Source organism: Planococcus ruber, assembly GCF_022819085.1.
Lineage (GTDB): Bacteria > Bacillota > Bacilli > Bacillales_A > Planococcaceae > Planococcus > Planococcus ruber.
The window spans coordinates 42,561-66,308 of the sequence record NZ_JALHAG010000010.1 but is presented as its reverse complement, the minus strand read 5'-3'; the positions used below and the strand labels follow the sequence as shown (position 1 = coordinate 66,308).

The 23,748-nt window shown below is 44.7% G+C and carries 25 protein-coding genes, 2 rRNA genes and 2 other annotated features; all 27 genes read left to right on the top strand.

All coding sequences use genetic code 11. The annotated features are described in order from the left end of the window. Positions 1-123, top strand: a 23S ribosomal RNA gene (locus MTR82_RS12670); the annotation flags it as partial. Positions 124-206: 83 nt separating this feature from the next. Continuing rightward, a 5S ribosomal RNA gene (rrf, locus tag MTR82_RS12665) occupies positions 207-322 on the top strand. Between the two features lie 134 nt (positions 323-456). After that, positions 457-702, top strand: coding sequence for a hypothetical protein (locus MTR82_RS12660; RefSeq protein WP_052654256.1), 246 nt, complete (start codon positions 457-459; stop codon positions 700-702). A 154-nt stretch (positions 703-856) separates the two neighbouring features. After that, positions 857-1,327 carry a CtsR family transcriptional regulator gene (locus MTR82_RS12655; protein WP_052654253.1) on the top strand — a complete coding sequence of 157 codons (471 nt, stop codon included), beginning with the start codon at positions 857-859 and terminating at the stop codon, positions 1,325-1,327. Positions 1,328-1,338: 11 nt separating this feature from the next. Further along, entirely contained in the window at positions 1,339-1,872 is a 534-nt protein-coding gene (locus tag MTR82_RS12650; RefSeq protein ID WP_052654251.1) for a UvrB/UvrC motif-containing protein, read from the top strand. Then, positions 1,862-2,956 (top strand): protein-arginine kinase McsB, encoded by a 1,095-nt coding sequence (mcsB, locus tag MTR82_RS12645; protein ID WP_246809380.1) that lies wholly within the window; start codon positions 1,862-1,864, stop codon positions 2,954-2,956. Before MTR82_RS12650 ends, mcsB begins: the two co-directional genes overlap by 11 nt. Then, on the top strand, positions 2,953-5,397 hold the full coding sequence (gene clpC / locus MTR82_RS12640; protein ID WP_246809379.1) for an ATP-dependent protease ATP-binding subunit ClpC: 2,445 nt from the start codon (positions 2,953-2,955) through the stop codon (positions 5,395-5,397). Before mcsB ends, clpC begins: the two co-directional genes overlap by 4 nt. 60 nt (positions 5,398-5,457) lie before the next feature. After that, the gene (gene radA / locus MTR82_RS12635; protein ID WP_246809378.1) at positions 5,458-6,834 is read left to right on the top strand and encodes a DNA repair protein RadA; all 1,377 of its coding nucleotides are present in this window, start codon (positions 5,458-5,460) and stop codon (positions 6,832-6,834) included. Between the two features lie 103 nt (positions 6,835-6,937). Then, entirely contained in the window at positions 6,938-8,035 is a 1,098-nt protein-coding gene (locus MTR82_RS12630) for a PIN/TRAM domain-containing protein (protein ID WP_052654240.1), read from the top strand. 13 nt (positions 8,036-8,048) lie between these two features. After that, positions 8,049-8,744: a 2-C-methyl-D-erythritol 4-phosphate cytidylyltransferase gene (gene ispD / locus MTR82_RS12625; RefSeq protein ID WP_052654238.1), complete on the top strand. Its 696-nt coding sequence runs from the start codon at positions 8,049-8,051 to the stop codon at positions 8,742-8,744. After that, positions 8,741-9,241, top strand: coding sequence for a 2-C-methyl-D-erythritol 2,4-cyclodiphosphate synthase (gene ispF, locus MTR82_RS12620; RefSeq protein ID WP_052654236.1), 501 nt, complete (start codon positions 8,741-8,743; stop codon positions 9,239-9,241). Before ispD ends, ispF begins: the two co-directional genes overlap by 4 nt. A 40-nt stretch (positions 9,242-9,281) precedes the next feature. Next, the gene (gene gltX / locus MTR82_RS12615) at positions 9,282-10,745 is read left to right on the top strand and encodes a glutamate--tRNA ligase (protein ID WP_246809377.1); all 1,464 of its coding nucleotides are present in this window, start codon (positions 9,282-9,284) and stop codon (positions 10,743-10,745) included. Between the two features lie 70 nt (positions 10,746-10,815). Continuing rightward, positions 10,816-11,032 (top strand) — a binding site (T-box leader). 52 nt (positions 11,033-11,084) lie between these two features. Continuing rightward, entirely contained in the window at positions 11,085-11,723 is a 639-nt protein-coding gene (gene cysE / locus MTR82_RS12610) for a serine O-acetyltransferase (RefSeq protein WP_246809376.1), read from the top strand. Positions 11,724-11,742: 19 nt separating this feature from the next. Next, on the top strand, positions 11,743-13,143 hold the full coding sequence (cysS, locus tag MTR82_RS12605; RefSeq protein WP_246809375.1) for a cysteine--tRNA ligase: 1,401 nt from the start codon (positions 11,743-11,745) through the stop codon (positions 13,141-13,143). A gap of 4 nt (positions 13,144-13,147) precedes the next feature. Further along, complete coding sequence (locus MTR82_RS12600) at positions 13,148-13,567, top strand: Mini-ribonuclease 3 (RefSeq protein ID WP_052654225.1); 420 nt, start codon at positions 13,148-13,150, stop codon at positions 13,565-13,567. Beyond that, positions 13,564-14,316 carry a 23S rRNA (guanosine(2251)-2'-O)-methyltransferase RlmB gene (gene rlmB / locus MTR82_RS12595; RefSeq protein WP_246809374.1) on the top strand — a complete coding sequence of 251 codons (753 nt, stop codon included), beginning with the start codon at positions 13,564-13,566 and terminating at the stop codon, positions 14,314-14,316. Before MTR82_RS12600 ends, rlmB begins: the two co-directional genes overlap by 4 nt. A 4-nt stretch (positions 14,317-14,320) precedes the next feature. Further along, positions 14,321-14,830 (top strand): NYN domain-containing protein, encoded by a 510-nt coding sequence (locus tag MTR82_RS12590; protein WP_246809381.1) that lies wholly within the window; start codon positions 14,321-14,323, stop codon positions 14,828-14,830. Between the two features lie 70 nt (positions 14,831-14,900). Then, positions 14,901-15,551 (top strand): RNA polymerase sporulation sigma factor SigH, encoded by a 651-nt coding sequence (gene sigH / locus MTR82_RS12585; RefSeq protein WP_052654218.1) that lies wholly within the window; start codon positions 14,901-14,903, stop codon positions 15,549-15,551. Positions 15,552-15,621: 70 nt separating this feature from the next. Further along, positions 15,622-15,768 carry a 50S ribosomal protein L33 gene (rpmG, locus tag MTR82_RS12580; RefSeq protein WP_110925679.1) on the top strand — a complete coding sequence of 49 codons (147 nt, stop codon included), beginning with the start codon at positions 15,622-15,624 and terminating at the stop codon, positions 15,766-15,768. Between the two features lie 59 nt (positions 15,769-15,827). After that, a complete protein-coding gene (gene secE, locus MTR82_RS12575) occupies positions 15,828-16,013 on the top strand; it encodes a preprotein translocase subunit SecE (RefSeq protein WP_052654215.1) in 186 nt (61 codons plus the stop codon). Between the two features lie 109 nt (positions 16,014-16,122). Continuing rightward, on the top strand, positions 16,123-16,656 hold the full coding sequence (gene nusG, locus MTR82_RS12570) for a transcription termination/antitermination protein NusG (protein ID WP_246809373.1): 534 nt from the start codon (positions 16,123-16,125) through the stop codon (positions 16,654-16,656). A 164-nt stretch (positions 16,657-16,820) separates the two neighbouring features. Next, positions 16,821-17,246 carry a 50S ribosomal protein L11 gene (gene rplK / locus MTR82_RS12565; RefSeq protein ID WP_052654209.1) on the top strand — a complete coding sequence of 142 codons (426 nt, stop codon included), beginning with the start codon at positions 16,821-16,823 and terminating at the stop codon, positions 17,244-17,246. Between the two features lie 106 nt (positions 17,247-17,352). Then, positions 17,353-18,048, top strand: coding sequence for a 50S ribosomal protein L1 (gene rplA / locus MTR82_RS12560; RefSeq protein ID WP_052654206.1), 696 nt, complete (start codon positions 17,353-17,355; stop codon positions 18,046-18,048). 46 nt (positions 18,049-18,094) lie between these two features. Continuing rightward, positions 18,095-18,242 (top strand) — a sequence feature (ribosomal protein L10 leader region). Between the two features lie 34 nt (positions 18,243-18,276). Beyond that, positions 18,277-18,777: a 50S ribosomal protein L10 gene (gene rplJ / locus MTR82_RS12555; RefSeq protein ID WP_052654203.1), complete on the top strand. Its 501-nt coding sequence runs from the start codon at positions 18,277-18,279 to the stop codon at positions 18,775-18,777. Positions 18,778-18,833: 56 nt separating this feature from the next. Further along, on the top strand, positions 18,834-19,193 hold the full coding sequence (gene rplL / locus MTR82_RS12550) for a 50S ribosomal protein L7/L12 (RefSeq protein ID WP_052654200.1): 360 nt from the start codon (positions 18,834-18,836) through the stop codon (positions 19,191-19,193). A 124-nt stretch (positions 19,194-19,317) separates the two neighbouring features. Beyond that, the gene (locus MTR82_RS12545) at positions 19,318-19,920 is read left to right on the top strand and encodes a class I SAM-dependent methyltransferase (protein ID WP_246809372.1); all 603 of its coding nucleotides are present in this window, start codon (positions 19,318-19,320) and stop codon (positions 19,918-19,920) included. Between the two features lie 215 nt (positions 19,921-20,135). Beyond that, positions 20,136-23,690, top strand: a complete 3,555-nt coding sequence (gene rpoB, locus MTR82_RS12540) for a DNA-directed RNA polymerase subunit beta (protein WP_246809371.1) — start codon at positions 20,136-20,138, stop codon at positions 23,688-23,690. Positions 23,691-23,748: the final 58 nt, after the last annotated feature.

Below are 23,748 nucleotides of genomic sequence, written 5' to 3'. Positions count from 1 at the left end.
GATGAGATTTCCCATTGCGCAAGCAAGTAAGATCCCTCAAAGACGATGAGGTAGATAGGTTCGAGGTGGAAGCGTGGCGACATGTGCAGCTGACGAATACTAATCGATCGAGGACTTAACCAACTTTGTTTACGGAAACCAACGGTTTCACCCGTTTCAATGTCGCCTATCCAGTTTTGAGTGAACAAGTCACTCTGAAAAAAGAGTCCAGTGATGATGGCAAAGAGGCCACACCCGTTCCCATCCCGAACACGGAAGTTAAGCTCTTTTGCGCCGATGGTAGTTGGGGGTCTCCCCCTGTGAGAGTAGGACGTCGCTGGGCACCTGAAAAGTCGTTACCGTAGCCGGTAACGGCTTTTTTTTGCGTTTTATAAAAAAACATAAAATAATTTTAACAATTCAAAAATCTAGGCTTAAAATCTGCAATTTCGGGGAAACTGAAGTGAGGTGAATATCATGAGAGCAGGTTTATATAAGGTAGAAACCATTGATAAACGCTCAGCTTTACTTATTTCGATTGATGGAGAGAAAGAACATTTTACTTTTCCGGTAGCTGATTTTACACATAACGTTTCTGAAGGTGATGTAGTAGAAATATGGCGAGAAGGTGTAAAATGGACGACTAAGTATCGGGAAGAAGAAACAAGATCAGCATCGAGCCACGCAAAAGACTTCGTAAAAAAAATACTTGAACAAGAATAAGGTTATTTAATGTCTCGGGAATTGCTCTCGAGACTTTTTTAATTATTTTTGCGGCCAATCATACTATTTGAAATGCATAAAATGGATAGTGTATAATTAAGTCAAATATAGTCAAAGTCAATTTTGGCATATTAGTATCGAAGAGGTGATGACGATGCGGAATATTTCTGATGTAATTGAAGGTTATTTAAAAGAAGTTATCGAATTAAGCGATAGAGAACATATTGAAATAAAGCGTAGTGAAGTTGCTCAAAAATTCCAATGTGTTCCTTCGCAAATTAATTATGTTATAAATACTCGTTTTACTGTAGATCGTGGGTATATTGTTGAAAGCAAAAGAGGCGGCGGCGGATATATTCGAATTAAGCGGATTCGTTTTCATCAAAAAGCAGATTTTATTGCTGAGATTATTGAACGATTAAAGCAAGGTGCTACCCAAAGTATGGCAGAAGATATTGTTTTTCGGTTGCTTGATGAAGAGATTATCTCTAAGCGAGAAGCCAACTTGATATTGAGTGCAGTTGACCGATCAACATTGCTTATGCCTTTGCCAGTCCGCGATGAAATTAGGGCAAGAATTTTAATAGCTATGTTATTTACTTTAAAGCATCAGCCGAACTTGTAAGGAGTGGTAATATGATTTGCGATCAATGCGGTGAGCGTCCCGCTTCTGTCATAGTTAAACAGAATATCAACGGGCAATTGACTGAACGGCAGCTATGCCATGTATGTGCAGCAGGAAATCATAATTTCAATATTGTTTTTGAGCAAGATCCTTTAGCCATAAACCAATTACTCACGAATTGGTTTCCAAACCAGCAAACTTCGCCCAGTCCAATAAAAAAAGAAGTCGCTGTTTGCCCATCCTGTGGATTTACATTTAACAAGTTTTTAAAGTTAGGCAAGTTTGGTTGTGCTGACTGCTATGAGGTATTCGAGTCCCAACTGGATGAGATCTTTAAAAGACTTCATAACGGAAATAGTGAGCATACTGGTAAAATACCCGCTTCTTACGGAAGCACCTTAAAAATTAAAAAAGAAATTGAAGAGTTGCGCAAGCAAATGAAATTTTCAATTGAGCAGGAGAATTTTGAAGAGGCTGCCAGATTAAGAGACCAAGTAAAGGCTCTGAATGTTCAGCTTGAGGGAGGTGCTTCTGATGGCAATTGAGCGTTTTCTTCAACCAAGAGCCAGCAGTTGGATGTCCAATGATGGTGAAAATGTCGATATTGCGATGAGTACTCGAATTCGCTTAGCACGAAATTTAAATAATTTTAAATTTCCATATGCGTATACAGAAGATGAAGCATTAAAAGTAGATAAAGAAATCTCTGCAGTATTGCTTGATAAGGGAAAAGAATTGAAACATTCCTTTACTCATATTAGTATTCAAGAAACCCCGCAATTGGAAAGAGAAGTTTTAGTGGAGAAACATTTGATAAGCCCTTATTTAGCAAAAGGTACCCATTCAGGTTCGGTATTGATATCGGAAAATGAGGAACTCAGTATTATGGTAAATGAAGAAGATCATTTGCGCATTCAAAGCCTGCAATCGGGTTTTCATTTACAAGATGCTTATCAACGGGCAAATGAGTTGGATTCTTTACTTGAAAAACATTTATCTTATGCTTTTCATGAACAGTATGGATATCTGACCAGTTGCCCAACGAATACAGGGACTGGGATGCGTGCTTCTGTTATGCTCCATCTGCCTGCTTTGACCATGTCACACCAAATTACTCGCATTATTCCAGCGATATCACGTTTAGGAATGGTGGTAAGAGGTATTTACGGAGAAGGCAGTGAAGCACTAGGAAATGTTTATCAAATCTCCAACCAAGTTACTTTAGGAAAGTCAGAATACGAGATTTTGCAAGATCTTGAAAACATGACGGACCAAATTATTCAGCAAGAGCGCCGTGCTAGGGAGGCTATTTTAAGCAACTCACCAGTGGTTCTGGAAGACCGTATCTACCGGTCGCTTGGTACACTGACCCATGCAAGAATGCTGACAACCGAAGAAGCAGCCACTTGCCTTTCGGATGTGCGTCTTGGAATTGATCTGAAAATGATTGAAGGCATGGATATGTCGATACTCAATGAATTGATGATCTTTATGCAGCCTGCATTTTTGCAGCGCTATTCTGATAAGCCGCTGCAACCGAAGGAAAGAGACTACGCCCGTGCAAAACTGTTTCGGGACCGTTTAAATAATGATGATGTTACTAACAACAGAGGAGAGGATTTTGCATGATGTTTAATCGATTTACACAACGCGCACAAAAAGTTCTTCAATTAGCCCAAGAAGAAGCGATTCGCATGAAACACGAGTCAATTGGTACTGAGCATATCCTATTAGGGTTAATTCGCGAAGGCGGCGGCATTGCTGCAAAAGCGCTGGAAGCGATTGAAGTAAATACGCAATTGATCGAAGAAGGGGTAAAAGAATTAGTTGGCGTTGGTGAGAAAGATGTTGGACCGATTGTTCACTATACCCCGAGAGCGAAAAAAGTCATTGAGCTTTCAGTGGATGAGTCCCGTAAACTCGGCCATTCTTACATTGGAACGGAGCATTTGCTGTTGGCATTGATCCGTGAAGGTGAAGGAGTAGCAGCGCGTGTTCTAGGAAATGCCGGCGTCAGCTTGAATAAGGCACGCCAGCAAGTCTTGCAGCTTTTAGGCAGCAATGAACAAGCATCTACAGGAAGCAGCCCAAATGCTTCTGCAAATACGCCAACACTAGATGGCTTAGCACGCGATTTGACTCAAGTCGCACGTGAAGGCAGCCTAGATCCGGTAATTGGGCGAAGCAAAGAAATTACGCGTGTGATTGAAGTATTGAGCCGTCGCACGAAAAACAACCCGGTCTTGATCGGGGAGCCTGGCGTCGGTAAAACAGCTATTGCTGAAGGATTGGCGCAACAGATCGTCAATAATGAAGTACCGGAAACTTTGCGCGACAAACGCGTAATGGTTTTGGATATGGGTACAGTTGTCGCAGGTACAAAATATCGTGGTGAATTTGAAGACCGTTTGAAAAAAGTGATGGATGAAATTCGCCAAGCGGGCAACGTAATTCTGTTCATTGATGAGCTCCATACATTAATTGGCGCTGGCGGTGCAGAAGGTGCGATCGATGCATCAAATATCTTGAAACCGTCTTTATCACGCGGTGAATTGCAATGTATCGGTGCTACGACTTTAGATGAGTACCGTAAATACATTGAAAAAGATGCAGCGCTAGAACGCCGTTTCCAACCAATTCAAGTAGATGAGCCAACTGTTGAAGAATCAATCCAGATCATTAAAGGGCTTCGCGACCGCTACGAAGCGCATCACCGAGTAAAAATTACGGATGCAGCCATTGAAGCAGCAGCTAAAATGTCTGACCGTTATATTTCAGACCGGTTCTTGCCGGACAAAGCGATTGACTTAATTGATGAAGCAGGCTCTAAAGTCCGTCTTCGTTCGTATACGACTCCGCCAGATTTGAAAGAGTTGGAAGCGAAGTTAGAAGCGGCCCGTTCTGAGAAAAATGAAGCAGTGCAAAGCCAGGAATTTGAAAAAGCGGCTTCGCTTCGTGATGCTGAACAGAAATTGAAAGATCAATTAGATAAAACGAAAAAAGAATGGAAAGAAAAGCAAGGCAAAGAAGAGTCTGAAGTGACAATGGAAGATATTGCAACCGTTGTTTCCATGTGGACGGGCATTCCAGTATCGAAATTGGCTCAGACAGAATCTGATAAATTGTTGAACTTGGAAGAAATTCTGCATAATCGTGTGATTGGCCAAGAAGAGGCGGTAACGTCGATATCTAAAGCGATCCGCCGTGCACGTGCAGGATTGAAAGATCCGAAACGTCCAATCGGTTCATTCATTTTCCTTGGGCCTACTGGCGTCGGTAAAACGGAGCTTGCGCGTGCGCTCGCTGAATCAATGTTCGGCGATGAAGACGCGATGATCCGCATCGATATGTCCGAATACATGGAAAGACATTCGACTTCACGCCTTGTCGGTTCGCCTCCAGGCTATGTCGGTTATGAAGAAGGAGGCCAATTGACGGAGAAAGTCCGCAGAAAACCTTATTCGGTCGTTCTTCTCGATGAAATTGAAAAAGCGCATCCGGATGTCTTCAATATTCTGTTGCAAGTGCTTGAAGATGGACGTTTGACGGATTCCAAAGGACGTCGAGTCGACTTCCGCAATACCGTCATCATCATGACGTCTAACGTCGGGGCAGAAGAATTGAAATACAATAAATACGTTGGTTTCAATTTAGAAGATGCGAAAACGGATTATAAAGACATGAAGGGCAAAATGTTGGCAGAATTGAAGAAAGCCTTCCGTCCTGAATTCTTGAACCGTATTGACGATATGATCGTCTTCCATTCTCTTGAGAAAGAGAACCTTCGTGAGATTGTTACTTTGATGTCTAAGCAATTAACAGAGCGTTTGAAAGAACAAAACATTGATTTGGAACTGACAGACGCTGCGCTTGAAAAAGTAGCCAAAGAGGGGTATGATCCTGAATACGGGGCACGACCTCTTCGCCGTGCACTTCAAAAATATGTAGAAGACCGTTTGTCTGAAGAACTGTTAAAAGGCACAGCTATTGCCGGTCAACGCATTGTATTTGATGTGGAGAACGACGAATTTGTTGTTCGCACTAAAGAAGCGGTTACGGAAGTAAAGTAAGATGAATTTTCCGCTCGCCGAAAAATCGGCGAGCGTTTTTATTTGGAAAAGGAGGTACCCATGGCTAAGAAAAAGACGAAGTTTGTATGCCAGTCGTGCGGTTATGAGTCAGCTAAATGGATGGGGAAATGTCCAGGCTGCGGAGAATGGAATCAGATGGTGGAAGAGGTGGAAGTGGCTGCACCTAAAGGGACGCGAGGAGCATTTCAGCATTCGGCTGCCGTTCCGCAAAAAGCGGTTTCCATTAACGCCATTGAAACAAAAGAAGAGCCGCGTGTCGAAACGGAACTTGAAGAGTTAAACCGTGTGCTCGGTGGCGGGATTGTTCCGGGGTCGCTTGTATTGATCGGTGGGGACCCGGGGATCGGGAAATCCACTTTGCTGCTTCAGGTATCTGCGATGCTTGCGAATAGCGGAAGCCGGGTTTTGTATATTTCCGGTGAAGAATCGATTCGCCAAACCAAGTTGCGGGCGCAGCGGTTGAATGCGGCCTCTTCGGAGCTTTATATCTATGCAGAAACCAATTTGGAATTAATTCATCATACGATAGAAGATGTAGCGCCGGATTTTGTGATTGTCGATTCTATCCAGACGGTGCATCATCCGGAAGTAACGTCAGCACCCGGAAGTGTGACGCAAGTTCGAGAAAGCACCGCTGAATTAATGCGGATTGCTAAGACGAAGAACATTGCGATTTTCCTGGTGGGGCACGTAACAAAAGAGGGGCAGATTGCAGGGCCGCGAATTTTGGAGCATATGGTGGATACCGTGTTGTATTTTGAAGGCGAACGCCATCATACGTACCGGATTTTGCGCAGTGTCAAAAACCGTTTTGGATCGACCAATGAAATTGCGATTTTCGAAATGCTGCAAAGCGGCTTGAAAGAAGTGCTGAACCCTTCCGAATTGTTTCTTCAAGAGCGTTCAAGCGGAGCAGCAGGCTCTACAGTCGTAGCTTCCATGGAAGGAACTCGCCCAATTTTAGTTGAAATCCAGGCATTGGTCACGCCTTCAAGCTTTAATTATCCGAAGCGGATGGCTACAGGGATCGATCAAAACAGGGTATCGCTTTTGATGGCCGTGCTTGAGAAGCGGATGGGCATGCTGCTGCAGGCGCAAGATGCGTATATCAAAGTGGCGGGCGGCGTGAAATTGGACGAACCGGCGATCGATTTGGCCGTACTTGCGAGCATCGTTTCCAGTTACCGTGACCTCGCGCCGAATGTTTATGATTGTATAATTGGTGAAGTAGGTTTAACAGGGGAGATCCGGCGGGTATCCCGTATTGAACAGCGGGTTCAGGAAGCGGCGAAATTAGGGTTCAAACGGGCCATTATTCCAGCTTCGAACCTTGGAGGATGGGATTATCCGGAAGGAATCCGAGTCGTTGGCGTTGAAAGTGTGAATGAGGCATTAAAAGAGATTTTCCCACAATAAAGGAGGCAAATTGCCTCCTTTTTCTTTAGCTGATTCCCTGAAAGGGTCAACAGAGCGTTTCGCCATTAAAATGTGTATAATTATTATAAAGGAGGTGGAGTCTATGCTAAAAAGAATTATTCAAGTGTTATTTTTGCTTGTTGGTGCTACTGTCGGGATTCTATTTTTACCATATGGTTTTGAACTTATTCCTATTCTCGATAATCCCTGGGTCAATAATGCCATTGCATCTGCTTTGATCGGTGCACTTATCTTTTTTGTTTTGTCTCTCTTGTTTGCGGATGCCATCGTCAGATTTATGAAATGGATGGAGGAAAGGCTTCTTCATGCCCCTACCCCGGATTTGCTGTTTGGGACGGTCGGCCTCATCATTGGATTGATTGTTGCTTTCTTGATCGGTTTTGCCTTGAGTACGATTGATATTCCGGTAGTTGCGACAGCTGCTCCAATTATTTTGTCGGTAGTATTGGGGTACTTAGGTTTCCAGGTTGGTTTCCAAAAGCGGGAAGAGATGATCGCGATGCTGACGCCTCAGCGTTTATCGGTATCGAAGAAGCCGGAAATCGAAGAAGCTGTTGAAAAGACTTCTTATAAATTGCTTGATACCAGTGTCATTATTGATGGACGGATCGCCGATATTTCGGCGACTGGCTTTATGGAAGGGACGTTTGTTGTACCTCAATTCGTCTTATCAGAGCTGCAGCATATTGCCGATTCTTCCGACACCTTGAAAAGAACGCGCGGGCGTCGTGGATTGGACATTTTGAAACGCCTTCAAAGTGAACGCGAAGGGGCTATTATGATTACGGAAGAAAGTTTTGATGAAGTCAGTGAAGTGGATTTGAAGCTGATGCGCGCAGCTAAAAAAATGGGCGGACAAGTGGTGACGAATGATTTTAATTTAAATAAAGTCTGTGAACTCCATAATGTTCCGGTCTTGAATATTAATGACTTGGCAAACGCGGTGAAACCGGTCGTAATCCCTGGAGAAGATATGCATGTCGTTGTGATCAAAGACGGCAAGGAGCAAAACCAAGGGGTTGCTTACTTGGACGATGGCACAATGATTGTGATTGAAGACGGCAAAGGATTTATCGGGCAGGCAATTGATGTGACGGTAACAAGTGTGCTTCAAACTTCAGCTGGCCGGATGATTTTTGCGAAACCGCGTGAAGGCCGCCAAATTACAATGAATGGATAAAGGATGGCGCAATATGAATTATACAGTCGTTCTTCCTGCTGCGGGCAGCGGGAAACGGATGAAGGCAAATAAGAATAAATTATTACTCGAACTTTTCAATAAACCGATTTTCCTTTATACCTTGGAAGTGTTCCAGCAGGATCCGAATTGCGAGAGCATTTGGCTCGCAGTCAAAAAGGACGAACGCGAACTGATTGAAACTTGCGTCAATCAATATGGCATTACGAAAGTCCATGGTTATGCAGAAGGCGGAATGGAGCGGCAAGACAGTGTCAGAGCATGTCTTGAAGCGATTCCGCCTTGTGGCGTTGTATTGGTCCACGATGCTGCACGGCCGTTCATTGATCCATCCGTTATTTCGGAATTGGTGGGGACTGCCCAGGCTTCTGGCGCGGCGATTGCGGCTGTACCGGTAAAAGACACGATCAAAAAAGCGCGAGACGGCATCATTACGGAAACGGTCAACCGCGAGCAATTGTGGATGATTCAAACGCCGCAAGCTTTTCGGTATGAGTTGATTTTGGCGGCTGCCCAGGCAGCGGCGAAAGACGGCTTTTTGGGAACGGATGAAGCGATGTTAGTAGAGCGCTTAGGGCATCCGGTGGAGATCGTGGAAAGTACCTATGAAAATGTAAAAATGACAACACCGGAAGATTTGATTTATGGCAAGGCCATTTTAGAGAACCGGAAACAGGAGGAAAAGAAATGATTCGAATTGGACAAGGATATGATGTACATCAATTAGCAGAAGGGCGCCCGTTCATTTTAGGCGGCATCGAAATCCCGCATGATAAAGGGCTGCTCGGCCATTCCGATGCAGATGTCTTGCTTCATACCATTACGGACGCAGCGCTTGGCGCGATTTGCGGAGGCGATATCGGCAAGCATTTCCCGGACACGGACCCGGAATTCAAAGATGCGGATTCTCGCAAATTGCTTACGCATATTTGGCAATACGTAAAAGAGCAAGGCTATGAGCTCGGCAACGTCGATTGCACCGTCATTGCACAAAAACCGAAACTGGCTCCTTATATCGAACAGATGCGCGAGTCGATTGCAGGTTTATTGGAAGCGGACATTTCACAGGTGAATGTGAAAGCCACAACTTCCGAACACCTGGGATTCACTGGACGCGAAGAAGGGATCGCTGCACTTGCAGTCATCTTATTGACAAAACGCCCGCTTCCGCTGGATGCTCCAGAGTGATAAAATAGAACATACTGTTATTCAATTAGGAGGAAAAAACATGACACAAGAAGTACGCGTACGTTATGCTCCGAGCCCGACTGGCCATTTACATATCGGCGGAGCCCGGACAGCGCTCTTTAATTATTTATACGCACGCCACAACAACGGGAAGTTCATCGTCCGCATCGAGGACACGGATATTGCCCGCAATATCGAAACAGGCGAATTATCGCAATTGGATAATTTAAAATGGCTTGGTTTGGAATACGATGAGTCCGTTGATATCGGCGGCGAATACGGCCCTTACCGCCAAATGGAACGTTTGGATATTTACAAAGGCTATGCCGATGAAATGCTCGAAAAAGGAACAGCTTATAAATGCTTCTGTACGCCTGAAAAATTGGAAGCTGAACGCGAAGAGCAAAAAGCGGCAGGAATTGCTGCGCCTCAATACAGCGGAACTTGCCGCAATTTAACAGCTGAAGAAGTGGCAGAAAAAGAAGCGGCCGGAATGCCTTATACATTGCGCATGAAAGTGCCGGCTGATGTCACGTATTCGTTTGAAGACTTGGTTCGCGGGCCGGTTTCATTCGAATCAAAAGATGTGGGTGACTGGGTGCTCGTGAAAACCAACGGCATTCCGACATACAACTTTGCTGTAGTCATCGACGATCATTTGATGAAGATCTCCCATGTATTCCGCGGGGAAGAGCATTTATCGAATACGCCGAAGCAAATGATGATTTTCGATGCGTTTGGCTGGGATTACCCATCGTTCGGCCATATGACGCTTATCATCAACGAAGATCGCAAAAAATTGTCGAAGCGCGATGAGTCGATTCTACAGTTCATCTCCCAATACAAAGACCTTGGCTATATTCCAGAAGCTTTGTTTAATTTCTTTGCTTTGCTTGGCTGGTCTCCAGAAGGGGAAGAAGAGATTTTCTCGAAAGAGGAATTGATCCGCATCTTTGATGTAAGCCGCCTTTCGAAATCGCCGTCGATGTTCGATAAGCAAAAGATGATGTGGATGAACAACCAGTACATTAAGCAAATGCCGCTTGAAGAAGTGGTGAAGCTCGCGCTTCCTCATTTGCAGAAAGCAGGCAAATTGCCTGAACAATTATCGGAAGAACAAACAGTTTGGGCTGAAAAGCTGATTGCTTTGTACCACGATCAAATGAGCTACGGTGCTGAGATTACAGAGATTTCGGATCTGTTCTTCACAGAAGAATTGTCATTCGGCGAAGAAGAGAAAGAAGTGCTGGCGGGTGAGCAAGTGCCGGAAGTGATGGCTTCCTTCATCGAGCAGCTGGAGAACCTGGAAACATTTGAGCCTGCGGAAATCAAAGCAGCGATCAAAGCGGTCCAAAAAGCGACAGGGCATAAAGGGAAGAATTTATTCATGCCGATCCGCGTTGTGACGACAGGCCAAATGCACGGACCGGAATTGCCGGACTCCATTGCGCTGTTAGGAAAAGAAAAAACCATTGCGCGCCTTGCTAAATTCGCACAGGCATAAGCGGGTGGCAGCTGCAAAGAGTGCAAGAAATTGACTTATGGCGGCAAGCGTGTAGAATGAACTTACTATTAGTAAATCGTTGACGAGAAGAAGTAAATGCAGCATGCTCCAAAGAGAGGATCATCACCGGCTGAAAATGATCCGGGCCGCTGCTGCGTTGAAATGCCTCTCCGAGTGCTGAGTCGAATCAAGTAGACCAGACGTACCGCCTGCGTTAAAGGCGTTCGAGAGAGAAAGGCAACCGCCTTTCTAATCAGAGTGGAACCGCGCAATTATGCGTCTCTGTCATTTTTATGGCAGAGGCGCTTTTTATTTTGCACAAGAAAGGAGAGAGTGAGCATGTGGAAATTTTTAAAAGAGGACATTGATGTGGTGTTTGAGCAGGACCCGGCTGCCCGAAGCTACTTGGAAGTCATCTTGACCTATTCCGGGCTGCATGCCATTTGGGCGCACCGCTTAGCGCATTTTTTCTTTAAGAAGAAATTGTTTTTCATTGCCCGCGCTATTTCGCAGATCAGCCGTTTTTTCACCGGCATCGAGATCCATCCAGGAGCGGTGATCGGCCGCCGATTTTTTATTGACCATGGCATGGGGGTCGTCATCGGTGAAACGTGTATCATCGGCGACAATGTCACCTTGTATCAAGGCGTCACACTTGGAGGAACGGGAAAAGAGCGCGGCAAACGCCATCCGACGCTAGAAGACAATGTGTTGGTTGCCACAGGCGCAAAAGTCCTTGGCTCCATAGTAGTTGGCGAAAATTCAAAAGTCGGCGCCGGCTCCGTTGTGCTGAAAAGCGTTCCGGCAAATGCGACAGTTGTCGGGATTCCGGGAAAAGTGGTGATCCAGGACGGCGTGAAAGTAAAGCCCGATCTGAATCATCAAGACATGCCGGATCCGATGATGGATAAATGCGAAAGCATGGAAATGAAAATAGCGGAACTGAAGCAGGAAATTGAACGATTAAAAAACGCATAAAAGAAAGAAGGGCAACGGAATGGCAATTCAAATTTTTAATTCGCTATCGCGTCAAAAAGAAGCATTTATTCCCTTAGAAGAGGGAAAAGTAAAAATGTATGTGTGCGGTCCGACTGTCTATAACTACATTCACATCGGCAATGCGCGTCCGGTTATTGTCTATGACACGGTTCGCCGTTACTTGGCTTACCGCGGCTATGACGTTACGTATGTCTCCAACTTTACGGATGTTGATGACAAACTGATTAAAGCTGCCAATGAACTCGGCGTGGAAGTTCCGGAAATCGCTGAACGTTTTATCCAAGCTTATTTTGAAGATACGAAAGCGCTGGGCTGCGACGAAGCGGATGTGCATCCGCGCGTCATGGACCATATGCCGCAAATCATTGATTTTATCGAAGCGCTTGTGGAAAAGGGCTATGCCTACGAATCGCAAGGCGATATTTACTACCGCACGCGCAAATTCGAAGGCTACGGAAAATTGTCGCATCAATCGGTCGATGAATTGAAGGTGGGCGCGCGGATTGAGACGGGCGATAAGAAAGAAGATGCCTTGGATTTCGCTTTATGGAAAGCGGCGAAACCGGGCGAAATTTCGTGGGAAAGTCCTTGGGGCAAAGGGCGTCCAGGCTGGCATATCGAATGCTCAGTTATGGCGCGCGAGCATCTCGGCGATACGATCGACATTCATGCAGGCGGACAGGATTTAACGTTCCCGCACCATGAAAATGAAATTGCCCAGTCTGAAGCTTACACGGGCAAGACGTTTGCCCGCTACTGGATGCATAACGGCTATATCAATATCGACAATGAAAAAATGTCGAAATCACTGAATAACTTTGTTTTGGTCAATGACATTTTAAAAGAATTGGATGCGCAGGTACTTCGCATGTTCATGCTGTCTGTCCATTATCGCCACCCGATCAATTATTCGCAGCAATTGGTGGAAGATGCCATTGCTGGACTTGAGCGGCTTCGGACGGCTTATGCAAACTTGAAGCATCGGTTGGAAACGTCGGCAGGCCTTGGGGACCATACGGATATTTGGCTGTCGAAAATGAATGCCATCAAAGAAGAGTTTGTGGAAACGATGGATGACGATTTCAATACAGCAAATGCGATTTCAAAACTCTTTGATTTATCGCGGTTGTCCAATACGTATTTATTGGAAAAACAAACTTCCACGGAAGTGCTGGAAGCATTCATCGCGTTATTCGGCGAATTGGCCGGCGTGTTGGGATTGCCGTTCAAACAGGAAGCAGAATTATTGGATGCCGAAGTGGAAGCGTTGCTTGCAGAACGCATCGAAGCCCGCAAGAACCGCGATTTTGCGCGAGCGGATGAAATCCGGGACTTGTTCAAAGAGAAAAACATCATTTTAGAAGATACGGCGCAAGGCACGCGTTGGAAAAGGGGGTAAGGGCGTGAACGTTTTACGGAATCAGGACGTTGACCAGCTGAACGCGCTGGCACTCGCTTATATGGGCGATGCCGTGTATGAGCAGGCGGTGCGCGAACATCTGCTGCGTTCTGGACGCGTTAAACCCAATATTCTGCATCGCCAAGCCACGACCTTTGTTTCGGCAAAAGCGCAGGCCGGTGTCTTAAAGAAAATGACAGATGAAGCGTTTTTAACCGAGGCGGAGCTGGCTGTCATGAGAAGAGGGCGCAATGCGAAATCAGGATCGGTGCCGAAAAACACCGATGTCCAAACCTATAATTTCAGCACCGCTTTTGAAGCAGTGCTTGGGTGGCTTTATTTAAAAGGCGAGCAAGACCGGACGGATGAAATCATCGCCTATGCGATTGACACAATAGAAGAGCTGAGAGGAGCGATCAAATGACTGAGGAACTAGCACCGGAAATTATCGGTGGCAAAAACCCCGTACTGGAAGCTTTGCGCGCAGACCGGGACGTCAATAAAATCTGGATTGCCGAAGGCGTCCAGAAAAAAGGGATCACGGAATTGCTGCAATTGGCAAAAGAAAAAGGAGTCCTGGTTCAATTCGTGCCGAAAAAGAAAGTGGACGGGTTGACGGATTCGAACCACCAGGGAATCGCGGCAGCCGTGGCTGCTTATAATTACGCAGAATTGGATGATTTATTCGAAGCAGCGGCAGCGCGCTCGGAAGATCCGTTCTTTTTAATTCTTGATGAATTGGAAGATCCGCATAACTTGGGATCGATCATGCGGACAGCGGATGCAATCGGCGTACACGGCATCGTGATTCCGAAACGCCGTGCTGTGGGCCTGACAGCTGTTGTTGCCAAGTCTTCCACGGGTGCTATTGAACACGTGCCGGTCGTGCGCGTCAACAATTTATCCCAAACGGTAGACGAATTGAAAAAACGCGGCGTATGGATTGCGGGGACGGATGCAAAAGAGTCGACGGATTACCGCAATATGGATGCAGGCTTGCCGCTTGCCGTCATTATTGGAAGTGAAGGAAAAGGCATGAGCCGGATCTTGCGCGATAAATGTGATTTCCTTTACCAGCTGCCAATGATTGGACACGTTACATCCCTTAATGCGTCAGTGGCTGCAAGTTTATTGATGTATGAAGTTTATCGAAAGCGCCATCCACTCGGGTGATTCCATGGATATTCTGCTGGTTGATGGCTATAACATCATTGGAGACTGGGTGGAACTAAGAGAATTAAAAAAAGATAAACTGGTAGATGCCAGAGACCGGTTAATTGAACGGATGGCTGAATATAAAAGTTACAAGGGTTGGCGCGTCATCATCATTTTTGATGCCCATCTGGTCCCGGGGATTGAAGCCAAGAATAGGCACCATGAAGTTGAGGTCATCTTTACGCGGGAAAGTGAGACGGCAGATGAACGGATTGAAAAATTGGCAACGAGCCTAAGCAGCCGCAGAGACCAAATTTATGTCGCCACTTCCGATCAAACGGAACAGCGGGTTATTTTTGGCAAAGGAGCTCTTCGCATTTCAGCCAGGGAATTGGAAATTGAGATGGAAGAAATTCAACGGAATATTTCGAAGAAAGTGAAAGAAATTCAAGAACAGCGGGCATTTTCCAAAATTCATCTATCTGAAGAAGTGGCAGAAATTTTCGAAAAATGGCGACGTGGACTGAAATGACTGGTTGACGCTCAATTTTTTCTTCCTGTATACTGATGTTATCGAGGTTCACGCAACCGGAGGGATAGCCGTGGTAAATCATGAGCAAGTTCAAACGCACCGATTCACAGAAATGACAGATGAAGAACTTGTCAGTTTGGTCCACAGCGGAAATACCGAAGCCTTGGACTTTTTGATTACGAAGTTTCGGCATTTTGTTCGCATGAAAGCCCGTTCCTATTTTTTAATAGGGGCTGATAAGGAAGACATCATCCAAGAAGGGATGATCGGCTTATACAAAGCGATCCGCGATTTCCGAAGTGATAAATTATCTTCTTTCCGGGCCTTTGCCGAATTGTGCATCATTCGCCAAATCATTACGGCGATCAAAACGGCAACAAGGCAAAAGCACATTCCGCTGAATTCCTATGTCTCCTTGGATAAGCCGATTTACGATGAAGAATCTGATCGGACGTTGATGGATGTTTTGACTGGAACTGGTGTCGATGACCCTGAAGAGTTGATGATTAATAACGAAGAATTTTTGTACATGGAAGAAAAAATGGGTGAAGTACTGAGTGATTTGGAACGCGAAGTTCTGGCTTTGTACTTGGATGGCCAATCGTATCAGGAAATTTCCGATAAATTGGAACGGCATGTCAAATCGATTGATAATGCGCTGCAGCGAGTCAAGCGGAAACTGGAGCGGCATCTTCAATTTGACGAGACCCAGATGTCCTAAGGCCTAGTTGACAGCTCCGTTTTAAGGTGATAACCTTGAAAAAGCTGCAAACTCGAATAGGGTGAGAAAAATGGCTAAAAAAATGGTTTTAAGCTGCTCGAAATGTGCTTCCCGTAATTATACGGTACCTTCGAAAGAAGGGCGCAGTACACGTTTGGAACTCAAAAAATTCTGTGCTCACTGCAATGGGCATACCGTGCATCAACAAACCTTATGAATTTTAATTGAATGCCGGACGATATAGAGTAATTTTGAAAGTCGGAGGTTTTTAAAACAATGGGCAACATTGGTGGTTTCTTTAAAAATGTCGTTTCGGAAATGAGAAAAGTAAGCTGGCCAAAGCGCAAAGAACTGACTCGCTATACAATCGTAGTTCTTTCTACAGTAATCTTTATGGCTCTTTTCTTCGCATTAGTCGATACTGGCATCTCGGAATTATTCCGTTGGTTCTTGGCACTTTGATTTTAGGTATTCAACAAGAATAACGCATAAAAAATAGCCCGTCATTCTTAGAGAACGGGTTTTTTCATTTGGCAAAAAAAGGAGGGATGGACGTCTAGTCCGCACGATTATGGAAAAAAATTGGTATGTGGTACACACGTATTCAGGTTATGAGAATAAAGTAAAAGCAAACTTGGAAAAACGCGTAGAAACAATGGGCATGCAAGATAAAATCTTCCGCGTCATCATTCCTGAAGAACAGGAAACAGATTTTAAAGACGGAAAAAAACGCACAGTGATGCGCAAAACTTTCCCGGGATACGTTTTAGTGGAATTGATCATGACAGATGAGTCTTGGTATGTTGTCCGAAATACACCGGGTGTCACTGGATTTATCGGTTCATCAGGCGGAGGCGCGAAACCGACGCCTTTATTGGATGAGGAAGTCGAGTTCATCTTGAAACAGATGGGCATGACAGCGCGCAAAGTGGACATTGACTTTGCCGTATCCGATGTCGTCGAAGTCATGGAAGGGCCATTCGCGAGTTTCCAAGGCAAAGTGGAAGAAATTGATGAAACAAAAGGCAAAGTAAAAGTTTCCATCGATATCTTCGGCAGGGAGACAAAAATGGAACTCGACTTCGAGCAGGTTCAAAAAATATAAAAGCCGCTTGCTATTATGGCGAAGAAGTGGTATTATTTCATAGGTCAGACTGTCATAGGACAATTTGTACAATTTAGCTAATTCTATCAACAAAGTTGACAGACAGATATTGAGTGGGAGGGGAAACCCTATTACCACATCACGGACTTAAGGAGGTGTGTTTCGTGGCTAAAAAAGTGATTAAAGTTGTAAAATTGCAGATCCCTGCAGCAAAAGCTAATCCAGCGCCGCCGGTTGGTCCAGCATTGGGTCAAGCAGGTGTTAACATCATGGGCTTCTGTAAAGAGTTCAACGCACGTACTGCTGAACAAGCAGGATTGATCATTCCGGTTGAGATTTCGGTATTTGAAGACCGTTCATTTACATTCATTACGAAAACTCCACCCGCTGCTGTTCTATTGAAAAAAGCAGCTGGTATCGAATCAGGTTCAGGCGAACCGAACCGCAATAAAGTAGCGACTGTGAAACGCGACCAAGTTCGCGAAATCGCAGAAACTAAAATGCCAGATCTAAATGCTGCTTCAGTTGAAGCTGCAATGTTGATGGTTGAAGGTACTGCTCGCAGCATGGGCATTACAATCGAAGACTAATACAGTAGTTGTTTTTGGATGGGTTGCGCGTGTTCACCAGAACCGCGCAGCCTTTAATCGTGGGAGGTTCAAGACCGCTAGACCACAACAAGGAGGACATTTCAAAATGGCTAAAACAGGCAAAAAGCTGCAAGAAGCAGCAAAATTAATCGATCGTTCAAAATTGTACGATGCTAAAGAAGCAATTGAACTTGCGAAAAAAGCAAGCACAGTCAACTTCGATGCAACAGTAGAAGTAGCTTTCCGTCTTGGAATTGATACGCGCAAGAACGACCAGCAAATCCGCGGAGCAGTAGTGCTTCCAAACGGAACTGGTAAAACGCAAAGCGTATTGGTTTTCGCTAAAGGCGAAAAACTTAAAGAAGCTGAAGCAGCAGGTGCAGATTTCGTAGGCGATGCTGAATATATCCAAAAAATCCAACAAGGATGGTTTGACTTCGACGTGATCGTTGCAACTCCTGATATGATGGGTGAAGTTGGTAAACTTGGACGCGTATTAGGACCAAAAGGCTTAATGCCAAACCCTAAAACAGGCACAGTTACATTTGATGTAACGAAAGCTGTTCAAGAAATCAAAGCTGGTAAAGTGGAATACCGTGCAGATAAATCAGGTATCATCCACGCACCAATTGGGAAAGTTTCTTTCGAAGACAGCCAATTGGCTGAAAACTTAGAAGCGATTTACGATGTAGTTGTGAAAGCGAAGCCGTCGGCTGCTAAAGGAACTTACATCAAATCACTTAACGTTACAACTACAATGGGACCTGCTGTAAAAGTAGATACAAACAGCGTAGCTAAGTAATTTAAGTGTTGACAGATCATTTTACACTTGCTACAATAGCGTAGTTGTAAAATGCATATTTGTACCGCAGACAGCAGGGGCGCGAGCCGCTTAATTTATCCCTGCCGAGGACATGATGAATTCAGTACCCATCTTTTTGATGCTGAACTTATGCCTCTGTGTCTGTAAAGACCAGAGGCTTTTCTTATGGACGAACGGTACGAATGAAAATCTATAGGAGGTGCCAAAATGAGAAAAGCAGTTGAAACGAAAAAAGTTGTTGTGCAAACGATCGCTGACAAATTCGAAGCCGCAGCTTCGGTTGTAGTTGTGGATTACCGCGGCTTGAACGTTGCCCAATTAACAGAACTTCGTAAACAGCTTCGTGAAGCAGGCGTTGAGTTCAAAGTTTACAAAAACTCAATGACTCGCCGTGCTACTGAAATGCACGGACTTGAAGCAATCAACGAACACTTTACAGGACCAAACGCCATTGCGTTTTCTAACGAAGACGTAGTAGCGCCAGCGAGAATCATCAACGATTTCGCTAAAAAGAACGAAGCGCTTGAAATCAAAGCGGGTATCATCGAAGGCACTGTATCATCTGCTGACGATATTAAAGCATTGGCAGAACTTCCATCACGCGAAGGTCTACTTTCTATGCTACTCAGCGTACTACAAGCCCCAGTCCGCAACTTTGCTGCGATTACAAAAGCAGTTGCAGACAGCAAAGAAGAACAAGGCGCTTAATAAGTTAGCCGGATAAGCACGACAAAAAAATCAACTTTCCATAGGAGGAAACTATAATGACACAAGAACAAATCTTAGACGCAATCAAAGAAATGACAGTTCTTCAACTTAACGACCTAGTAAAAGCAATCGAAGACGAGTTCGGCGTAACTGCTGCTGCTCCTGTTGCTGCAGCTGCTGCTGGCGGTGCTGCTGCTGAAGAGCAAACTGAATTTGATGTAGTCCTAGCTTCTGCTGGAGACCAAAAAATCAAAGTTATCAAAGTGGTACGCGAAGTTACTGGCCTAGGCTTGAAAGAAGCTAAAGCTCTAGTTGACGAAGCTCCTAAAGCTCTTAAAGAAGGCGTTTCTAAAGAAGAAGCTGAAGAAATCAAAGCTAAAGTTGAAGAAGTTGGCGCTTCAGTAGAAGTTAAATAATTTCATCAACTTATGAATAAGAAAGAAAGCTCGTCAGTTTATACCGACGGGCTTTTTCTTCTTTTTATTATTTAAATCGGCTGAAGATTTTGCGGTAAGTTGATTATGGTAAGGAGGGCTATTCATGTCCCAGCATTATTATTCTAAAAATCCCCAAACAACAAGTAATCCTCAAGAATGGACGAATACATTGCGAGGCGAGAAGTTCCATTTCCAGACAGACTCCGGCGTATTCAGCAAAGGCGATATTGACTTTGGTTCTCGTTTATTGATTGAAACCTATGAAGATTCATCAATTGATGGCCCTGTTTTAGATGTAGGGTGTGGATACGGGCCGATCGGAATGGCGATCGCTAAAGCGTTCCCTCAAAAAGAAGTCCACATGGTTGATGTAAACATGCGCGCAATTGAATTAGCGAAGAAAAATGCAGAAAAAAACGGCATACAGAATGTGAAGATTTATGAAAGTGATGGGCTGTCAGCGGTAGAAGAAAACGGATTTTCGGCGATTTTGACCAATCCGCCGATCCGCGCAGGCAAAGAAACGATTTTTCGTTTTTATGAAGGAGCTTACGATAAGCTGAAGCACGGCGGATCGCTGTGGGTTGTGATACAGAAAAAGCAAGGGGCGCCTTCGACTCAAGAGAAGTTGACGAAGCTTTTCGGAGACTGCCAAGTAATTGACAAGAAAAAAGGGTATTTTATTTTTGAGGCCAGAAAAGTTTGACTTGACAAAACCGCTATGGTATTATAACTAAATGCAAAATTTATTATTTTGAGGTCGTTTGCCCTTTTTAGGGCATGGCATAGCGACAGATTTGATCACGGTAAACCGAAAATGAGCTAATTTTTAGCCTCGTTTTCTTTTTGTCTTTTCGATATCATACACTATTTAGTGGAAATCGCAAAGACCTATAATCGTTTTATTGAGGGGTGAATAAGTTGGTAGGTCAACTAGTTCAGTACGGGCAACATCGTCAACGTAGAAGTTTTTCGAGAATTAAAGAAGTGCTTGAACTTCCTAACCTGATTGAAATCCAATCAGCGTCTTATGAGTGGTTCCTCGAAGAAGGACTGCGCGAAATGTTCCGAGATATCTCACCGATCGAAGATTTCACAGGGAATCTATCGCTTGAGTTTGTTGATTACAGTCTCGCGGAACCAAAGTATCCAGTCTCTGAATCGAAAGAACGCGACGTCACTTATGCGGCTCCTTTGCGCGTGAAAGTTCGCTTGCACAACAAAGAGACAGATGAAGTGAAAGAACAGGATGTCTTTATGGGTGATTTCCCATTAATGACTGAAACCGGAACTTTTGTCATCAATGGAGCAGAACGCGTTATTGTTTCCCAATTAGTGCGTTCACCAAGCGTTTATTTCCACGACAAAACCGATAAAAACGGTAAAAAAGGCTTTGGAGCTACGGTGATTCCGAACCGTGGAGCTTGGCTGGAATATGAAACAGATGCAAAAGACGTCGTTTACGTAAGAATCGACCGTACGCGTAAATTGCCGGTAACAGTTCTTTTAAGAGCGCTTGGCTTCGGATCTGACCAAGAAATCATTGATTTGCTTGGGGATAACGAATTTCTTCAAAACACGCTTGAAAAAGACAATACGGAAAGCACGGAAAAAGCGCTTCTTGAAATCTACGAACGTTTACGTCCGGGCGAGCCGCCGACAGTTGAAAGCGCAAAAAGCTTACTTTATTCGCGTTTCTTCGACCCAAAACGCTATGACTTAGCAAATGTGGGCCGATATAAAATGAACAAAAAGCTTCACATTAAAAACCGTCTCTTCAACCAAACCATCGCTGAAACGTTGGTGGATCCTGAAACAGGCGAAATTTTAGTGGAAGCTGGTACAGTCATTGACCGCCGAGTATTGGACCGTCTAATTCCTTATTTGGAAAGTGGCGTCAATTTCCATACGGTAAGCCAAACAGGCGGAGTTCTTGAAGGCGATGTTACATTGCAGTCAGTTAAGATCTACGCGCCAAATGACGAAAACCAAAAAGAAATCAATGTCATCAGCAATGCTTACATTGAAGACAAAATCAAACACGTAACGCCAGCTGATATTATTTCATCTATTAGTTACTTCTTTAACCTTCTTTACGGAGTTGGAAACACAGATGATATCGATCACCTGGGCAACCGCCGTTTGCGTTCGGTAGGGGAGCTTTTGCAAAACCAGTTCCGCATCGGTTTATCCCGTATGGAACGTGTAGTGCGCGAGCGTATGTCTATCAACGATACGCAGGCAATCGTGCCTCAGCAGTTGATCAATATCCGTCCGGTTATTGCATCAATTAAAGAGTTCTTCGGAAGTTCACAGCTTTCCCAGTTCATGGACCAAACAAATCCATTGGGTGAGTTGACGCACAAACGCCGTCTATCTGCACTTGGACCTGGTGGTTTGACACGTGAGCGCGCTGGATTTGAAGTGCGTGACGTTCACTATTCACACTATGGCCGCATGTGTCCGATTGAAACGCCTGAGGGACCAAACATCGGATTGATCAACACACTTTCGACATTTGCGAAAGTGAACAAATTCGGATTCATTGAAACACCTTACCGCCGGGTTGATCCGGAAACAGGAGTGGTTACGCCTCACATCGACTACTTGACTGCAGACGAAGAAGATAACTATGTAGTGGCTCAGGCCAACTCGGAGTTATCGGAAGACGGCTCTTTCGTAGAAGAAGAAGTAGTAGCACGTTTCCGCGGGGAAAACACTTTAATCAAACGCGACCGCATTGATTATATGGACGTTTCTCCGAAACAGGTCGTATCTGTAGCAACAGCTTGTATTCCGTTCCTTGAAAATGATGACTCCAACCGTGCATTAATGGGAGCGAATATGCAACGTCAAGCAGTTCCATTGTTAAATCCTGAAGCGCCGTTTGTCGGTACAGGAATGGAACATTTGGCAGCGCGTGATTCCGGTGCAGCTGTAATTGCGAAATACGAAGGTATCGTAGAATCTGTAGAAGCAAGAGAAATTAAAGTTCGCCGCATCGAAGAAATCGATGGCAAAGAAGTAAAAGGCGATTTGACTAGCTATAAATTGCAGAAATTCGTCCGTTCTAACCAAGGAACCAGCTATAATCAACGCCCGATTGTAAAAGTTGGCGACCGCGTATCAAAACGCGATATTTTAGCAGATGGCCCTTCAATGGAACGCGGAGAAATGGCTCTTGGCCGCAACGTCCTTGTCGCATTCATGACTTGGGACGGCTTCAACTATGAAGATGCGATCATTATGAGCGAACGTCTTGTAAAAGATGATGTATATACTTCTGTCCATATCGAAGAATACGAATCAGATTCGCGTGATACAAAGCTCGGACCTGAAGAAATCACACGCGACATTCCAAACGTCGGTGAAGATGCGCTTCGTAATTTGGATGACCGCGGAATTATCCGTGTAGGAGCAGAAGTGAAAGACGGAGATATCCTAGTCGGGAAAGTAACGCCTAAGGGTGTAACGGAACTGACAGCTGAAGAACGTCTATTGCATGCAATCTTTGGAGAAAAAGCACGTGAAGTCCGCGATACGTCATTGCGCGTGCCACACGGCGCTGGCGGTATTGTTCTTGATGTGAAAATCTTCAACCGTGAAGACGGCGATGAGCTGCCACCGGGTGTAAACCAATTAGTGCGTGCTTATATCGTCCAAAAACGGAAAATCCAAGTCGGTGATAAAATGGCCGGACGCCACGGAAACAAAGGTGTAATTTCACGCATTCTTCCAGAAGAAGATATGCCGTTTATGCCAGATGGAACTCCGGTCGACATCATGCTTAACCCGCTTGGTGTACCATCGCGTATGAATATCGGACAAGTACTTGAGCTGCACTTAGGTATGGCTTCTCGTTCACTTGGTATTCATATGGCTTCTTCTGTATTTGATGGTGCGAATGAAGCTGATGTATGGGAAACGATGGAAGAAGCAGGGATGTCACGTGACGGAAAAACCATCCTATATGATGGCCGTTCAGGTGAAGCATTCGATAACCGTGTATCGGTAGGAATCATGTATATGATCAAACTTGCCCACATGGTTGATGATAAATTGCACGCCCGTTCTACTGGACCTTACTCATTGGTTACACAACAGCCACTTGGCGGTAAAGCTCAATTCGGTGGACAGCGTTTCGGTGAGATGGAAGTTTGGGCACTTGAAGCATATGGGGCTGCTCATACTCTTCAAGAAATCTTAACAGTCAAATCGGATGATGTTGTTGGCCGAGTGAAAACTTATGAAGCGATTGTCAAAGGCGAAAGTGTTCCGGAACCAAGCGTTCCAGAATCATTTAAAGTTTTGATCAAAGAGCTTCAAAGTTTGGGTATGGACGTAAAAATGCTTACAATCGATGATGAAGAAATTGAATTGCGCGATTTGGACGAAGAAGAAGATCTTCAGCCTGCGGATTCATTAAATATCTTGCCAATTGCAGATAAAGAAGAAATTGCTGGAACAGTTGATTGATAAATTTTTGGAAGCAGACGGTCCAAGCCTACCGTCTGTCTTCTAATCACTTGGTCGT

Excerpts from the sequence above, each read along its gene's own strand:
- MTR82_RS12660 (WP_052654256.1), top strand. The coding sequence starts at position 457 with ATGAGAGCAGGTTTATATAAGGTAGAAACCATTGATAAACGCTCAGCT.
- MTR82_RS12655 (WP_052654253.1), top strand. The coding sequence starts at position 857 with ATGCGGAATATTTCTGATGTAATTGAAGGTTATTTAAAAGAAGTTATC.
- MTR82_RS12650 (WP_052654251.1), top strand. The coding sequence starts at position 1,339 with ATGATTTGCGATCAATGCGGTGAGCGTCCCGCTTCTGTCATAGTTAAA.
- mcsB (WP_246809380.1), top strand. The coding sequence starts at position 1,862 with ATGGCAATTGAGCGTTTTCTTCAACCAAGAGCCAGCAGTTGGATGTCC.
- clpC (WP_246809379.1), top strand. The coding sequence starts at position 2,953 with ATGATGTTTAATCGATTTACACAACGCGCACAAAAAGTTCTTCAATTA.
- radA (WP_246809378.1), top strand. The coding sequence starts at position 5,458 with ATGGCTAAGAAAAAGACGAAGTTTGTATGCCAGTCGTGCGGTTATGAG.
- MTR82_RS12630 (WP_052654240.1), top strand. The coding sequence starts at position 6,938 with ATGCTAAAAAGAATTATTCAAGTGTTATTTTTGCTTGTTGGTGCTACT.
- ispD (WP_052654238.1), top strand. The coding sequence starts at position 8,049 with ATGAATTATACAGTCGTTCTTCCTGCTGCGGGCAGCGGGAAACGGATG.
- ispF (WP_052654236.1), top strand. The coding sequence starts at position 8,741 with ATGATTCGAATTGGACAAGGATATGATGTACATCAATTAGCAGAAGGG.
- gltX (WP_246809377.1), top strand. The coding sequence starts at position 9,282 with ATGACACAAGAAGTACGCGTACGTTATGCTCCGAGCCCGACTGGCCAT.
- cysE (WP_246809376.1), top strand. The coding sequence starts at position 11,085 with ATGTGGAAATTTTTAAAAGAGGACATTGATGTGGTGTTTGAGCAGGAC.
- cysS (WP_246809375.1), top strand. The coding sequence starts at position 11,743 with ATGGCAATTCAAATTTTTAATTCGCTATCGCGTCAAAAAGAAGCATTT.
- rlmB (WP_246809374.1), top strand. The coding sequence starts at position 13,564 with ATGACTGAGGAACTAGCACCGGAAATTATCGGTGGCAAAAACCCCGTA.
- MTR82_RS12590 (WP_246809381.1), top strand. The coding sequence starts at position 14,321 with ATGGATATTCTGCTGGTTGATGGCTATAACATCATTGGAGACTGGGTG.
- rpmG (WP_110925679.1), top strand. The coding sequence starts at position 15,622 with ATGGCTAAAAAAATGGTTTTAAGCTGCTCGAAATGTGCTTCCCGTAAT.
- secE (WP_052654215.1), top strand. The coding sequence starts at position 15,828 with ATGGGCAACATTGGTGGTTTCTTTAAAAATGTCGTTTCGGAAATGAGA.
- nusG (WP_246809373.1), top strand. The coding sequence starts at position 16,123 with ATGGAAAAAAATTGGTATGTGGTACACACGTATTCAGGTTATGAGAAT.
- rplA (WP_052654206.1), top strand. The coding sequence starts at position 17,353 with ATGGCTAAAACAGGCAAAAAGCTGCAAGAAGCAGCAAAATTAATCGAT.
- rplJ (WP_052654203.1), top strand. The coding sequence starts at position 18,277 with ATGAGAAAAGCAGTTGAAACGAAAAAAGTTGTTGTGCAAACGATCGCT.
- rplL (WP_052654200.1), top strand. The coding sequence starts at position 18,834 with ATGACACAAGAACAAATCTTAGACGCAATCAAAGAAATGACAGTTCTT.
- MTR82_RS12545 (WP_246809372.1), top strand. The coding sequence starts at position 19,318 with ATGTCCCAGCATTATTATTCTAAAAATCCCCAAACAACAAGTAATCCT.